Raw genomic sequence first — 14504 nt, 5'->3', positions numbered from 1 at the left:
GCTGGTGACTCACGTTAGCTTTCTTAAGAATATACACTTAATTGTTGCGAACCTTTGGGAGTAATAACAATGCAAGAGAACTATAAGATTCTGGTGGTCGATGACGACATGCGCTTACGTGCGCTTCTGGAGCGTTATCTGACCGAGCAGGGCTTCCAGGTTCGAAGCGTCGCAAACGCTGAGCAGATGGATCGTCTGCTGACCCGTGAGTCTTTCCACCTGATGGTGCTGGATTTAATGTTGCCGGGAGAAGATGGCCTGTCTATTTGCCGTCGCCTGCGCAGCCAAAGCAACCCGATGCCGATCATTATGGTCACGGCGAAGGGCGAAGAAGTGGACCGTATTGTAGGACTGGAAATCGGCGCTGACGATTACATTCCGAAACCGTTTAACCCGCGTGAGCTACTGGCACGTATTCGCGCAGTCCTGCGCCGTCAGGCGAATGAATTGCCGGGCGCGCCTTCTCAGGAAGAAGCGGTCATTGCGTTTGGTAAGTTCAAACTGAACCTCGGGACGCGTGAAATGTTCCGTGAAGATGAGCCTATGCCGCTCACCAGCGGTGAGTTTGCGGTGCTGAAAGCACTGGTTAGCCATCCGCGTGAGCCGCTGTCCCGCGACAAGTTGATGAACCTGGCCCGTGGTCGTGAATATTCTGCGATGGAACGTTCTATCGACGTCCAGATTTCCCGTCTGCGTCGCATGGTGGAAGAAGACCCGGCGCATCCACGCTACATTCAGACCGTATGGGGTCTGGGCTACGTCTTTGTTCCGGACGGTTCTAAAGCATGAGGCGAATGCGCTTCTCGCCACGAAGTTCGTTTGCCCGCACGTTATTGCTCATCGTCACCTTGCTGTTTGCCAGCCTGGTGACGACTTACCTGGTAGTGCTGAACTTCGCGATTCTGCCGAGCCTCCAGCAGTTTAATAAGGTCCTGGCCTACGAAGTTCGTATGCTGATGACCGATAAACTACAGCTGGAGGACGGTACGCAACTGGTGGTGCCGCCCGCATTCCGTCGGGAAATTTATCGTGAGCTGGGTATTTCCCTCTATTCCAACGAGGCCGCTGAAGAAGCCGGACTGCGTTGGGCGCAACACTATGAATTCTTAAGCCATCAGATGGCGCAGCAGTTGGGTGGCCCAACGGAAGTCCGCGTTGAGGTAAACAAAAGCTCGCCGGTTGTGTGGCTGAAAACCTGGCTGTCGCCCAACATCTGGGTACGTGTGCCGCTTACGGAAATTCATCAAGGCGATTTCTCACCGCTGTTCCGCTATACGCTGGCGATTATGCTGCTGGCTATCGGTGGCGCGTGGCTGTTTATCCGTATCCAGAACCGACCGTTGGTGGATCTTGAACATGCGGCGCTGCAGGTGGGGAAAGGTATCATTCCACCGCCGTTGCGTGAGTATGGCGCTTCAGAGGTGCGCTCCGTAACCCGAGCCTTTAACCATATGGCCGCAGGTGTGAAGCAGTTGGCCGATGACCGTACGCTGTTAATGGCGGGCGTGAGCCACGATTTACGTACTCCGCTGACGCGTATTCGTCTGGCAACGGAAATGATGGGCGAAGAGGACGGTTATCTTGCGGAGTCCATCAATAAGGACATCGAAGAGTGTAACGCCATCATCGAGCAGTTCATCGATTACCTGCGTACCGGTCAAGAGATGCCGATGGAGATGGCGGATCTGAACTCGGTGCTGGGTGAAGTGGTTGCGGCAGAAAGCGGCTATGAACGTGAAATCGAAACTGCGCTGCAGCCTGGCGCCATTCAGGTGAAGATGCACCCGCTGTCGATCAAGCGTGCGGTTGCCAATATGGTGGTTAACGCCGCCCGCTACGGCAACGGCTGGATTAAGGTCAGTAGCGGTACGGAGACGCATCGCGCCTGGTTCCAGGTAGAAGATGATGGTCCGGGCATCAAGCCGGAGCAGCGTAAGCACCTGTTCCAGCCATTTGTCCGCGGCGACAGCGCGCGCAGTACCAGCGGCACGGGGCTGGGTCTGGCGATTGTGCAACGTATTATCGATAACCATAACGGCATGCTGGAGATTGGTACCAGTGAACGTGGTGGGTTGTCGATTCGTGCATGGCTTCCGGTTCCTTTCACTCGCGCGCAGGGTATCACGAAAGACGTATAAGAAAGGGAGGCGAAGTGCCTCCCTTTGTTTACGGGATACAGAGTAAAACTTCTGGCTTAAATTGCTTTTAATTGATTAATTATAAATGGATTTTTTTGAATTAATAAAAGCAGTTTTCTTGGTGCACCAGTCGGCTGGCGTCGTTTCGTTTCCCAGCTTTTAACCAGGTCATAACTCACGCCAACAGCTATGGCAAAATCCTGTTGGCGTAACCCTGTTGCTTCGCGGATGGCTTTAACATCAATTTCGCTAAAGGTATGTACATGTTCAGGCTTAGGTGTTTCTTCACCTTTCTCTATACGCACCATTTCTTCTGCACTGGCCAGCAAATCGGCAAATAATTCGTCTTTCATTTTGGCCTCACCACACCGGATAGCGGTGTCCTGATGATTAAAATTCCCATGATTAAATCAGCATATTGGATAAGTGCATTAAAACTCTTTTTTGCTCTTCGGTTAAATCATCCTGTTCATTTTTAGGATAGAGCAAAGCGAGATAGATTCGACCTTTGCGCGTCACGTTGTAATAGATAACCCTAATACCGCTGCGTTTGCCCATACCAGAGCGACTCCAGCGAATTTTTCTGAATCCACCTGTACCAGCGATAGTATCTCCAGCCTCAGGGTTCTCTATAAGCGCCTCTTGAAAAGCGCGAAACTCATCGTCAGGCAAAAGTAACGGACGGCGTTTACTAAATCCTTGTAGCTCAATAAATGTGAACATAGCGCGTCCTGCGCATGGGGTTGATAGTACAGATTATAGGTGTACGGAGTACATTTTAAAAGATAAACACAATAAAAAACCCCTTACCCTCTCGGATAAGGGGCTATATAACGAATCAAAAATTACAGCTTCGGTCCGGCGCTAACCAGCGCTTCACCCGCAGGGGTGTCGGTGTATTTCTCGAAGTTCTCGATAAACAGTTTCGCCAGTGCATTGGCTTTTTCCTGCCACTGCTCTGGAGACGCGTAGGTATTACGCGGATCGAGAATGCGCGTATCCACGCCCGGCAACTCGGTCGGGATAGCCAGGTCAAACATCGGCAGACGGAACGTTTCTGCGTCATCCAGCGAACCGTTCAGGATGGCGTCAATAATCGCACGGGTATCTTTGATAGAGATACGTTTGCCAGTACCGTTCCAGCCGGTGTTAACCAGATACGCCTGCGCACCTGCCGCCTGCATACGTTTCACCAGCACTTCTGCATACTGCGTTGGGTGCAGAGACAGGAATGCTGCGCCGAAGCAGGCAGAGAAGGTTGGGGTCGGTTCGGTAACGCCGCGTTCGGTACCGGCCAGTTTGGCGGTGAAGCCAGACAGGAAATGGTACTGAGTTTGGTCTGCTGTCAGGCGAGAAACCGGCGGCAGCACGCCAAATGCGTCGGCAGTCAGGAAGATCACTTTGGTAGCATGACCCGCTTTTGACACTGGCTTAACGATATTATCGATGTGATAAATCGGGTAGGAAACGCGGGTGTTTTCAGTTTTGGAACCGTCGTCGAAGTCGATGGAACCATCTTCGCGCACGGTGACGTTTTCCAGCAGCGCGTCACGACGAATTGCGTTGTAGATTTCTGGCTCGGCATCTTTAGACAGTTTGATGGTCTTCGCGTAGCAACCGCCTTCGAAGTTAAATACGCCGTCGTCATCCCAGCCGTGTTCGTCATCGCCAATCAGGCGACGTTTCGGATCGGTGGACAGCGTTGTTTTACCGGTACCGGACAGGCCAAAGAAGACTGCCACATCACCTTTTTCCCCGACGTTTGCTGAGCAGTGCATGGAGGCAATGCCTTTCAGCGGCAGCAGGTAGTTCATCACGGAGAACATACCTTTCTTCATTTCGCCGCCGTACCAGGTGCCGCCAATCAGTTGGATACGCTCAGTCAGGTTGAAAGCCACGAAGTTTTCAGAGTTCAGACCCTGCTCTTTCCATTGTGGGTTGGTGCACTTAGCGCCGTTCATCACGATGAAATCCGGTTTGAAATCAACCAGCTCTTCGTCGCTTGGGCGGATGAACATGTTTTTGACGAAATGCGCCTGCCAGGCAACTTCGGTAATGAAGCGCACGGAAAGACGGGTATCGGCGTTAGCGCCGCAGAATGCATCAATGATAAACAGGCGCTTGCCGGAAAGTTGCTGGGTAACTAATCCTTTCAGATGCTGCCAGGTTTCCGGGGAGAGCGGTTTGTTGTCGTTCTTACCTTTACCTTTGTCGGACCACCAGAGCGTGTCGCGCGTGGTGTCGTCACGGACAATGTACTTATCCTTTGGCGAACGTCCGGTAAAGATACCGGTATCAACGGCAACGGCGCCCAGATTCGTTAACACGCCACGTTCATAACCTTCCAGGTTTGGATCAAGTTCTTCCTGGAAAAGCGTGTCGTAGTCTGGATTGTAAACGATATCCTGAACGTCATTGATACCATAAGCCTTGAGATCTTGCGGGGTTAAACTGTTGTTCACACGCATTTCACTGCTCCTTAGCCAATATGTATTACCTGGAATAGTAAGGTTTTTTAGGGATTGCTAACCGCGACAAGGCTCATAGATTTACGCATCCGGGAAAATCACGGGTTACCGAATACGCTGCGACTCCTGTCACAAAGAGGCGGATATTATGGCAGGAAACCCTTTTTTGTTGTGGAAAATGTTCTTAAAACGTTAATGAAGAGTGTTTTTGGCGGGAATCTTGTGAGTGTAATCGCATTCACGTAAGAAAATAACGTAACTCATACATATACAATATCGATTCACTTCCCGTCGCGTTAGTCTGAAATCAGCCTACCAATGCTCAAAATTGTGAAGTTGATGCGATAATTAGCTTTTCCCTTCATTCTGGAAACTGACATGGATAGTGCTGAAATTTCACGTACGACTCGTTTGGGCATGATATTTATCGGCCTGTTGCAGGGGGCATTATGCTACCTGCTGATGACATATCTGGTGTCCCATAACGACGACTGGCTGTTCTATGGCATGCCTGCGACGATTGCGATCACCTCGGCACTTTTGCTTACTGTCGTTTCTTTCAAACAACGCGCGCTGTGGTATTGGATGGCGCTGATCTTTGTTGTGGTGCTGGCGATGAGCGTCTGGCTAAAGTGGCAAGTCGAGGACAGTGATAAGTGGCGGCAACATGAAGTTTTTATGTTCTACGGTTGGCGCTTACTGCTGATGGCGATGCTTGCCTTGCCCTGGATTCAGTACTCGCTTCATGTCTCTCGTGAGCAGGCGCGTTACCCGCATTTTTATCGGCAATTGTGGCTTAATGCGTTGACGTTGCTGATTGTCTTTGTCGCCAACGGTCTGTTCTGGCTGGTGCTCCTGCTATGGAGCGAGATGTTTAAGCTGGTCGGTATTCCCTTCTTCAGCACGCTCTTCTTTGATACCGACTGGTTTGGCTATGTGGCCTTTGGTCTGATTACCGCACTGGCAGTGGTACTGGCTCGTACACAGTCGCGTCTGGTCACGGCGGTACAAAAATTACTGACGTTTATTGCCACCGGTCTGTTACCTCTGGTCGCGCTGTTGGCGCTGATGTTCATACTGACCTTGCCCTTCACTGGACTGGAGGCTATTTCGCAACGCGTGTCTGCGGCCGGGTTGATGTCAACGCTGACGCTGCTCCTGTTGCTGTTGATGGCTATCGTGCGTGAACCGCAAAAAGAGGCGTTACCCTATCCTGGCGCGTTACGCTACCTGATCAAATGCTCTCTGATTGTCGCGCCCATCTATATGCTGATTGCTGGTTGGTCACTGTGGGTGCGAATACAGCAGTACGGTTGGACGCCTGAGCGTTTGTATGGCGTGCTGGTGGTCGTGGTACTGCTGGTATGGTCGTTTGGCTATCTGGCCAGCATTTTACGCCGCGGGCGCAATCCGCTTGAGCTTCAGGGGCCGGTCATTCTTGGCGTTTCGTTGCTGGCGTTGGGGCTGTTGGTTCTGCTGTCGTCGCCGGTTATTGACGCCTGGCGTATCAGCGTTAACAGCCATATGGGGCTGTATCACAGCGGGAAAATTAAACCGGATCAGGTCAGCCTGTATATGTTGGATCACAGCGGAAAACCGGGGCGCGCAGCGTTGGAAGCATTACAAAAAGATGTGGCGTTTAATCAAGACAGTAAGCGCAGACGCGACTTGAATTCTCTGCTGCAAGGGAGCCGGGATCCGGTTAAAGAGCTAACCGCAACACAGTTAGTATCGAAGGTTGTGATTGCTCCGGGGAGCGAGAAGCCAGACGATGCGTTCTGGACGTTTGTCAAAGCACAGGGGTATCGCATCACCTCTTGTGCTGAGCAGAATGCGTGCGTATTGGTGAGTCAGGACCTCAATGCGGATGGTCATCCTGAGCAGGTGCTATATGCTTTTGGCGATGGGGAGAGTCTGGTCTTCGGCATGCAGAAAAACAAATGGGATTTGTTAGCTGTTGCCAGGCTACCTGAAGGATTCAATAAGGATAAATTGCTGCAGGCGGTGGCGAATCAGCAACTGGGTTCAGCCCCCAGAATCTGGCGGGATATCACTATTGATGGCAAAAGACTGCCGATGACTTATTACACCGAGTGAGTGTGTTGCCGGCAGCGTTTATGCCGGATAGCGGCGCGAACGCCTTATCCGGCCTACGACAGTTTTTCCGTAGGCCTGATAAGCGCCGCGCCTTCAGGCAAGACGGTAATTAATGCACCTGTGGATCGGCAGGGGAGGCGTTGCTGCGGATCTCTGCAATATCCATGGCGTTAAACAGATAGTGGCTACCGCAGTAATCGCAGTGCATATCGATCTCGCCTTCTTCCGCCAGAATGCTGTCAACTTCTTCGTCCGGCAACGTTTTCAGTGCGCCTGCGCAGCGTTCGCGTGAACAGGTGCATTTGAACTCAACGTCCTGCGGATCGTAGAGAGTAACCTCTTCTTCGTGGTATAAGCGCCACAGCACTTCGTTGGCCGGCAGCGTCAGCAGCTCTTCGGCCTTGATGGTTTCGGTCAGGGCGGTCAGGTGATCGAAATCATCTGCCTGTGCGTTTTGCGCCGGCATCACTTGCAGCAGCATTCCGCCAGCAGCGGGTTTGCCATCAACGTCGCCAGTGCGGATGAACAGGCGTGTCGGCAACTGTTCGGAACGCATGAAGTAGTCTTCCAGACAGGCTGCCAGCGTATCACCTTCCAGACCGACCACGCCCTGATAACGCTCGCCTTCTTCCGGGGTAATGGTGATCACCAGGTAGCCGTTGCCCACCAGGGTTTTCAAATCGGCATCTTCAGGAATATCACCCTGCATGCGGGCCACGCCGCGCATCTGCTGATTGTTGTTGCCGTTGATGACGGCCAGGCTCAGCGGACCATCACCCTGCAACTGCACAGTGATATCACCGGCAAACTTCAGCGTAGCGGTGAGCAGGCTGGTGGCAACCAGCAGCTCAGCCAGTACGTTTTTGACCGGCTGCGGATAAGTATGATTTTCGAGGATCTGTTGCAGGGTTTCCGAAACGGTCACCAGCTCGCCGCGCACGGCAAAGTTTTCAAACAGATAACGATGTAATTGGTCATGTTGCGGCATAATCATCTCTCTTGCAGGTGACAGTCACTCGCTGTCGCCATGTTTAAATCGTAACAGGTCGCGGCGCTCTTTCTTGTCCGGTCGTCTGTCCGGGTGCGGCATGGTTAACGCGTTAAGTTTACGCGCCAGCGCCATTTTTTCGCGTTTTTCCACGCTTTCCGCGGTTTCTTCATACAGCGTAACGGCTTCCGTTGCCGGGCGACGCTGCTCGGTAATGGCCTTGATAATGACCGTTCGCTCGTCATTTCCCTGGCGAAGGGTGAGGGTGGCGTTCAGCTCGACAATCTTGCTCGGCTTACTGCGCTGGCCGTTGTAGTGCACCTTACCGCCTTCAACCATTTCGCGGGCTAGCGCACGCGTTTTGTAAAAGCGTGCAGCCCACAGCCATTTATCCAGCCTGACTTCAGCAGAGGGCTTTTCTTTCATGGCGTCTCCTTCACATCAGTGAGGGGATCAGTCGGCGGTAGTCATTCAGTGACGGATGGCGTGCGTACTGCTTTTCGGCGATGCCGGAGTCGGGATTGGTCACGCCGAGGCAGTAACGAATACCGTACAGAGCAGCGGCGTCGAGAATGGGTTCGCTGTCGTCAATAAACAGCGTCTTCTCTGCACTCATTCCCGTTTCTTCAGCCACAGCGTGCCATAACCGCTGATCCTCTTTGGGATAACCAAATGTGTGGGTGGAAAGTAATAAATCAAGGTGTGAGGCCAGACCGGTATGCTCCAGCTTCACCGCCAGATTATGCGGATGCGCGTTGGTGAGCAAAATACGGCGCTTGCCGCTGGCTTTTAAGGCATCAAGAAACGGTACGGTATCTTCACGCAAAACGGCGCGCGGTCCCTGTTCCGTTGTCATGGCGCAAATATCCAGATCCAGGCACTCGCTCCAGTAATCCAGGCAGTACCAGTTTAGCGTATGCTGCACGGCATGATACTGCTGACGAATATAGTCCTGGGCTTCCTGAGGAGAGATACCCTGCTTCGCGCCATAGGTTTCCGGCACCAGTTTTTGCCAGAAATAGTTATCGAATGCCAGGTCGAGCAGCGTGCCGTCCATATCTAACAACACGGTGTCGACATCCTGCCAGGCAATATTGATATGCATGGAAACTCCCCACAAGAAAACATGATGCGCGACAGAGTAGCATATCCTGTCGTGCGAGCGTGTTATCGAATCAGGCTTTCCGGGTCGTCAATCAGCGTTGGATTCAGGCAACTTTCGTAGTAGCTCTGAATTTCCGCGATGCGGGTGCGGTGACGCTGGTAGCGTCTGAATGCCTGCACGCTGTTGTAGACAGCGCATCCGAGCATGGAGAACATCAGCAGCGTCGTGCCAAGGTAGCGCCATAACCCTGAACGATCCGGGATACGGTGCAGGCCAATGTGCTGGGTGCCATTGGCGTCAGTCGAAATATTGGTGACGATCCCCTCTGCGCGAAATGGTGTCTGCATCAGCATCTGCGCCAGGCGCTGGAAGGCGTTCCACTGTTCCTGGGGAGGATAGTCATACAGCGAGGTCGTCGGCCACGGCTGATCGACCAGATCGCTGCCTTCATCGCTGATAATCAGGAAACCGCCGGGAGCAGGGCTATTCAGCGCCTGGGCCGCTCGCGCAGTCTCGCGTGAAATAAATGGTGCCGTAGAGGTATTCACCAGATTATCTAACGACTCAGCGCTTACCGGACGCAGCAGCACGTTCACCCCATCCAGTTTGCCTGCGTTCGCTCGCTTTACCAGCGCGGCCCAGTCTTTGCTGTTACCGAGGTTAACCAGCGCATTCTTTAAGCGTACACATTCATCTTTGGCTGCACACAGATCGGCCGTTTTCAGGACAATCTCACCAAAATCGTCCAGTAACACCATGCCGGACTTTTGGATTGCCGAGCGTAGCGATGCGCTGACGCGAGAGTCATCGTCAGGTTTGGGATGCAGCTGGCGGTTCACGGCCTGCGTGAGCGCAGTGGCCTTATTCACCAGATCGGATTCGGGCAGCGGTAATGCGCGTGCGTCATTCCAGATAATTTGCGAGCAATCGAAAGGCATAAACGGCGTGGTGGGCTGCGCATTCCAGCTCCCTTGGGTATGAATATTACACATACCCGTACCGCTCAGGTGCAGCGTGTCACCCACGCGAACGCCCGCGTTTTCGAGCTGTTTAACGCTGGTGGCTTCGATAGTTTGCGCGCCCTTCATCCAGGAAAGCGTGACCTTTATCGGCATATCCAGCGGGATCCAAAACAGCAGCATCAGCAGTACCAGCAACGAGCCGCCCGCGATGACGGCGTTGCGCAGCCAATGTTGCAACGGGAAATTTTTGACTTCATCGTGCAGAGATAAAAAACGCCCCTGGCGGACAACGTGGCGATCGAGATAAATATCGATATCCGTTTGCTGGCCAAGGTCTTGGGCGATGTAAGGTTGCCAGTGAGGTGGGTAGATCAGATCGATAATACCCAGCGAGATATTATTAATTTGCTCCTGGTCGTTTTCGCCAAACAACCCCCAGCGACGCGGCGTACCGCGCAAACAATGAATTTCCCGCAGGGCGGTTTTGGACGGCGGGGCGAATAATCCCCACAGGCCCGCAGCTAACAGCAACACCGCGCCACCGACTGCCCATGGAACAAACGTATTCGGGATAACCAAACAGAAAAAGAACAGCAGGAATGATGCGGTTATCAGCAACGCCTCGCGCAATCCCGAAGGGCGGCTGAGCGCATATTCTTCATGGGTTTCCTGGCGAATATTCAGCAGTTCAATCTGCTCACTTTCTTCACCACGAATGGATGCCTGGGTAGAAGCGGTGTGCTGCAACGCATAGCCACGCGCTTCCTGCATATATTCCTGCAGCGTATGGCCGTTCAACGAGATAACCAGCGGTATTGTATTGGTATGGATTATCTCAACGCTATTTTCGTCATTGATGTATTGTTCCCAGAAAGGGGGAAGGTGTACCTCAACGGAATCAAGATAGTAGCGCCATTTGTTAGGATCGTCGGTAGTGATGCCGTAACGTGTAATCGAACGAGTAAGCACGATGACGCTATTACTTTGGGCATTCAACGTTAATGAGACTGGCGCAGAACTGGCTCCAGTTGGACCAGGTACTTGCTGAATTTGACTAAGGCTTTCGAGATAGTTTTCGACGGCAGTGCGTTCTTCAGGCGCGAGTTTACGTTTCGAGGCGTCTGAGAAAACGCTGCTCAAGGGTAAATTTTTCTGCCTGGATTTTGATTTGAGTAGCCATCCTGCAAGCAATGAGCAGGCCAGCAAAGCAGCTAAAAAAATCAGAATGGTGCTCATGCTTTCCCCATCTTACTTAGTCTGTCAGGCGTGGTCAGTCGCACCCTGTTCAATATTCGTGATTCTGTGGTTGGCTATCGGCAAGTGTGGAGTCGAACTTGAGCATCTTTAAGTACAGCCCAGTAAAAGCGAATCATAGCAAAATCACTAAAAATGGAATATCAGCAAATTCCTGGAGTTATTTCAACCTATTGACTTTTAATTTGAAATAGGGATTAACTTTTAGTACGTTACATAAATGTAAATAAACGGCAATTCACATTGCCGAAACCGTGCGGTATATCGCACAATAACCCCAGATTTCACAGCAAAGATCCTCACAATGAGCAAATCATTTCAGAAACCCACGATTTTGAAAGTGGAAACCGTCGCCCAATCCCGGCTGTTTAAAGTCGAAAGCGTGGACCTTGAGTTCAGCAATGGCGTACGCCGCGTTTATGAACGTATGCGTCCATCCACGCGTGAAGCGGTAATGATTGTGCCGATTGTTGACGACCACATGATCCTCATCCGCGAGTACGCAGTCGGGACCGAATCTTACGAACTGGGTTTTTCCAAGGGATTAATCGATCCTGGCGAAAGCATTTTTGAGGCGGCGAATCGGGAGCTGAAAGAAGAGGTGGGGTTTGGCGCAAAAGATCTGACGTTTTTAAAGAAACTCAGCATGGCACCATCTTATTTCTCCAGCAAGATGAACATCGTGGTGGCAGAAGATTTATATCCTGAATCGCTGGAGGGTGATGAACCTGAGCCATTGCCGCAGGTGCGCTGGCCGCTGGCGCATTTGATGGACCTGCTGGAAGATCCTGATTTTCACGAAGCGCGTAATGTCAGTGCCTTGTTCCTCGTACGCGAATGGCTGAAAGGGCAGGGGCGGCTTTAATTTCTCTGCAGCTAATACACGAACAACAAAAAAGGCGCCTAAGCGCCTTTTTTGATCAGAACAGTTCGTGCGTCTCACCATTATCGATAATGGTCGTCCCCACTTCATGCACCGCCTGTTGCGTCGGCTGAGTGCCTTCAATGAAGTACTCTGCGCGGCTATTGCCACCGCTTGCCAGTTGTCCTGTGCTGCGATCGATATTGACCGTTACGATACCCGGTGGCGGCGTCAACGGCTGTTCAGGCACGCCTTCCAGCACGGACTTCATGTAGGCATCCCATGCTGGCTGCGCACTCTTCGCACCGCCTTCGTAGCCGGAGATTTGGTCTTTGATCGCGCCGGAAGCTGTCGTATGACCAAGGTTGCGGCGATGATCATCAAAGCCGATCCATACTGACGTCACCACGCCTGGTCCGTAACCGGAGAACCACGCATCTTTAGAGCTGTTGGTGGTTCCGGTTTTCCCGCCGATATCATGACGCTGTAAATCGCGACCTGCGCGCCAACCGGTTCCCATCCAGCCTGGTTCACCAAATATATTGGTGTTCAGCGCGCTTTTAATCAGGAAGGCCAGCGGTGTGTTGATCACGTGCGGAGCGTATTCCTGTGTGCCGCTTTGCGCGACCAGTGCCTGGTTAGCCTGCTCAAGCTGTGGCATAGGCACGGCAGCATTCTGCTGTTCCTGCGAGACAGCGACATCTTCTACGTTACTGTTTTCCAGCACGTTAGATTTCTGGGTATCGCCGTAAATCACCGGAATATCGCATTCCGGGCAGGCAATTTTCGGCTTCGCTTCGAAGATAACGCCGCCCATATCGCTTTCGATCTTACTGATGAAATACGGATCGACCAGGAAGCCGCCGTTAGACATCACTGCGTAACCGCGCGCCACCTGCAACGGTGTGAACGAAGCCGAACCCAGCGCCAGTGACTCGGTATGCACAATGTTCTGTGCCGGGAAACCGAAACGTTGCAGATACTCTGCCGCGTAATCCACGCCCATGGCGCGCATGGCGCGTACCATCACCACGTTTTTCGACTGACCCAGCCCCTGACGTAAGCGGATAGGACCGGCATACTGCGGCGGGGAGTTCTTCGGCTGCCAGTCGGAGCCAGCACCGGCATCCCAGCGGGAGATTGGTACGTCGTTGAGCATGCTCGCCAACGTCAGACCTTTATCCATCGCGGCGGTATACAGGAATGGCTTGATGTTAGAACCCACCTGGCGTAACGCCTGCGTTGCGCGGTTAAACTTGCTCTGGTTGAAGTCAAAACCACCAACCAGTGCCAGCACCGCGCCGTTTTGCGGATTGATGGAGACCAGTGCGGAGTTGACGTCCGGCACTTGCGCCAGCCACCAGGCATCGCCCACCTGGCGTACCCAGATTTGCTGGCCGGCCTGTACCACGTCGGTCACTTTACGCGGCGTTGGGCCTTGTTGAGTATCCGAGCGGTAAGGACGCGCCCAGCGCATACCATCCATGCGTAATGACACTGACGTACCATCCGCCAGCGCGGCAATGGCTTCCTGCGGATTGGCACTGATAACAACCGCCGGTAACAGCGGGCCATAAGTCGGCAGCGCTTTCAGCGTATCGGTGATTTTTTTGCTGTCCCAACTGCTTTCGCCCACTTTCCACAGTATGTTCGATGGGCCGCGGTAGCCGTGGCGCATGTCGTAATCCATCACGTTGTTACGTACTGCCTGCTGAGCTGCCTGCTGTACTTTGCGTGTAATGGTGGTGGTGATGCGATACCCGTCTTCATAGGCTTTCTCACCATAACGGTTATACATCTCCTGGCGCACCATTTCAGACAGATATGGTGCAGAGAAAGCGATTTCCGGTGCGTGGTAGTTGGCGTCAATGGCCTCGCCGCGCGCCTGATCGTACTGGGCCTGCGTGATGTAGTTTTCGCTCAACATACGCGATAGTACAACGTTACGTCGCGCGGTTGCCCGGTCCATCGAATAGAGAGGGTTGAAGGTTGACGGCGCTTTTGGCAGACCGGCAATCACCGCAATTTCACTTAAGCTGAGTTGATCCACCGTTTTACCGAAATAGACCTGCGCGGCAGCACCCACGCCATAGGCGCGATACCCCAGGTAAATCTTGTTCAGATACAGCTCGAGGATCTCATCTTTACTCAGCAGTTGTTCAATGCGGATCGCCAGGAACACTTCTTTGATCTTACGCATCAGCGTACGTTCCGGGCTCAGGAAGAAGTTTCTCGCCAACTGCTGGGTAATGGTACTCGCCCCTTGCGACGCGTGACCAGAGAACAATGCTACGCTGGCCGCACGGAAGATCCCCACCGGGTCTACCCCGTGGTGCTCATAAAAGCGGCTGTCTTCTGTGGCGATAAAGGCTTTAACCATTACCGGCGGCATCTGATCCAGCGTGACCGGGATTCGACGTTTCTCGCCATACTGCGCGATTAGCTCGCCGTCAGCGCTGTAAACCTGCATCGGGATCTGTAAACGCACATCTTTGAGCGTCGCGACGTCAGGTAATTGCGGCTCGATATAGCGATAAAGGCCATAAATCGAGCCTGCTCCCAGCAGGATGCAACATACTGCAAGGATTAATAAATACTTTACGAACTTCACTGGAGATTTCCCATTTAGT

General features: G+C 52.7%; 12 protein-coding genes. 4 read left to right on the top strand and 8 right to left on the bottom strand.

Annotated elements, in window-relative coordinates:
- The first annotated feature begins 69 nt into the window (after positions 1-69).
- A complete protein-coding gene (gene ompR, locus OGV71_RS05690; protein WP_001157751.1) occupies positions 70-789 on the top strand; it encodes an osmolarity response regulator transcription factor OmpR in 720 nt (239 codons plus the stop codon).
- Positions 786-2138 carry a two-component system sensor histidine kinase EnvZ gene (gene envZ / locus OGV71_RS05685; protein ID WP_003837891.1) on the top strand — a complete coding sequence of 451 codons (1353 nt, stop codon included), beginning with the start codon at positions 786-788 and terminating at the stop codon, positions 2136-2138. The genes ompR and envZ overlap by 4 nt, the downstream gene beginning before the upstream one ends.
- Before the next feature lie 56 nt (positions 2139-2194).
- On the opposite strand, the gene nadS is transcribed toward envZ, so the two are convergent.
- The 3 genes from nadS to pckA all read right to left on the bottom strand — a co-directional run bounded on the left by nadS (position 2195) and on the right by pckA (position 4606).
- Positions 2195-2491 (bottom strand): NadS family protein, encoded by a 297-nt coding sequence (gene nadS / locus OGV71_RS05680; RefSeq protein WP_003837894.1) that lies wholly within the window; start codon positions 2489-2491, stop codon positions 2195-2197.
- A 52-nt stretch (positions 2492-2543) separates the two neighbouring features.
- Positions 2544-2861, bottom strand: coding sequence for a type II toxin-antitoxin system RelE/ParE family toxin (locus OGV71_RS05675; protein ID WP_003847996.1), 318 nt, complete (start codon positions 2859-2861; stop codon positions 2544-2546).
- Positions 2862-2983: 122 nt separating this feature from the next.
- On the bottom strand, positions 2984-4606 hold the full coding sequence (gene pckA, locus OGV71_RS05670; protein WP_003023529.1) for a phosphoenolpyruvate carboxykinase (ATP): 1623 nt from the start codon (positions 4604-4606) through the stop codon (positions 2984-2986).
- Between the two features lie 378 nt (positions 4607-4984).
- Here pckA and OGV71_RS05665 point away from each other — a divergent pair, with 378 nt between their 5' ends.
- Complete coding sequence (locus OGV71_RS05665; protein ID WP_204583215.1) at positions 4985-6703, top strand: DUF4153 domain-containing protein; 1719 nt, start codon at positions 4985-4987, stop codon at positions 6701-6703.
- 109 nt (positions 6704-6812) lie between these two features.
- On the opposite strand, the gene hslO is transcribed toward OGV71_RS05665, so the two are convergent.
- The 4 genes from hslO to igaA form a co-directional block, all read right to left on the bottom strand.
- The gene (gene hslO / locus OGV71_RS05660; RefSeq protein WP_003023531.1) at positions 6813-7691 is read right to left on the bottom strand and encodes an Hsp33 family molecular chaperone HslO; all 879 of its coding nucleotides are present in this window, start codon (positions 7689-7691) and stop codon (positions 6813-6815) included.
- 24 nt (positions 7692-7715) lie between these two features.
- Complete coding sequence (hslR, locus tag OGV71_RS05655; protein ID WP_003837900.1) at positions 7716-8117, bottom strand: ribosome-associated heat shock protein Hsp15; 402 nt, start codon at positions 8115-8117, stop codon at positions 7716-7718.
- Between the two features lie 10 nt (positions 8118-8127).
- The gene (gene yrfG / locus OGV71_RS05650; protein WP_003023533.1) at positions 8128-8796 is read right to left on the bottom strand and encodes a GMP/IMP nucleotidase; all 669 of its coding nucleotides are present in this window, start codon (positions 8794-8796) and stop codon (positions 8128-8130) included.
- 62 nt (positions 8797-8858) lie between these two features.
- Positions 8859-10994: an intracellular growth attenuator protein IgaA gene (gene igaA, locus OGV71_RS05645; RefSeq protein ID WP_003023535.1), complete on the bottom strand. Its 2136-nt coding sequence runs from the start codon at positions 10992-10994 to the stop codon at positions 8859-8861.
- Between the two features lie 322 nt (positions 10995-11316).
- On the opposite strand from igaA, the gene nudE reads away from it, so the two are divergent.
- Positions 11317-11877 (top strand): ADP compounds hydrolase NudE, encoded by a 561-nt coding sequence (nudE, locus tag OGV71_RS05640; RefSeq protein WP_071697068.1) that lies wholly within the window; start codon positions 11317-11319, stop codon positions 11875-11877.
- Positions 11878-11932: 55 nt separating this feature from the next.
- Here nudE and mrcA read toward each other — a convergent pair whose 3' ends face one another.
- Entirely contained in the window at positions 11933-14485 is a 2553-nt protein-coding gene (gene mrcA, locus OGV71_RS05635) for a peptidoglycan glycosyltransferase/peptidoglycan DD-transpeptidase MrcA (protein ID WP_204583216.1), read from the bottom strand.
- Positions 14486-14504 lie beyond the last annotated feature (19 nt).

It is taken from the genome of Citrobacter sp. Cf088 (genome assembly GCF_030334295.1).
Classification (GTDB): Bacteria; Pseudomonadota; Gammaproteobacteria; order Enterobacterales; family Enterobacteriaceae; genus Citrobacter; species Citrobacter freundii.
This window is presented reverse-complemented; position numbering and strand designations above follow the sequence as displayed.

Bases quoted from the DNA above. Each gene is read 5' to 3' on its own strand.
- pckA (WP_003023529.1), bottom strand. From the start codon at position 4,606: ATGCGTGTGAACAACAGTTTAACCCCGCAAGATCTCAAGGCTTATGGT.
- OGV71_RS05675 (WP_003847996.1), bottom strand. From the start codon at position 2,861: ATGTTCACATTTATTGAGCTACAAGGATTTAGTAAACGCCGTCCGTTA.
- ompR (WP_001157751.1), top strand. From the start codon at position 70: ATGCAAGAGAACTATAAGATTCTGGTGGTCGATGACGACATGCGCTTA.
- igaA (WP_003023535.1), bottom strand. From the start codon at position 10,994: ATGAGCACCATTCTGATTTTTTTAGCTGCTTTGCTGGCCTGCTCATTG.
- yrfG (WP_003023533.1), bottom strand. From the start codon at position 8,796: ATGCATATCAATATTGCCTGGCAGGATGTCGACACCGTGTTGTTAGAT.
- envZ (WP_003837891.1), top strand. From the start codon at position 786: ATGAGGCGAATGCGCTTCTCGCCACGAAGTTCGTTTGCCCGCACGTTA.
- hslR (WP_003837900.1), bottom strand. From the start codon at position 8,117: ATGAAAGAAAAGCCCTCTGCTGAAGTCAGGCTGGATAAATGGCTGTGG.
- hslO (WP_003023531.1), bottom strand. From the start codon at position 7,691: ATGCCGCAACATGACCAATTACATCGTTATCTGTTTGAAAACTTTGCC.
- nudE (WP_071697068.1), top strand. From the start codon at position 11,317: ATGAGCAAATCATTTCAGAAACCCACGATTTTGAAAGTGGAAACCGTC.
- OGV71_RS05665 (WP_204583215.1), top strand. From the start codon at position 4,985: ATGGATAGTGCTGAAATTTCACGTACGACTCGTTTGGGCATGATATTT.
- nadS (WP_003837894.1), bottom strand. From the start codon at position 2,491: ATGAAAGACGAATTATTTGCCGATTTGCTGGCCAGTGCAGAAGAAATG.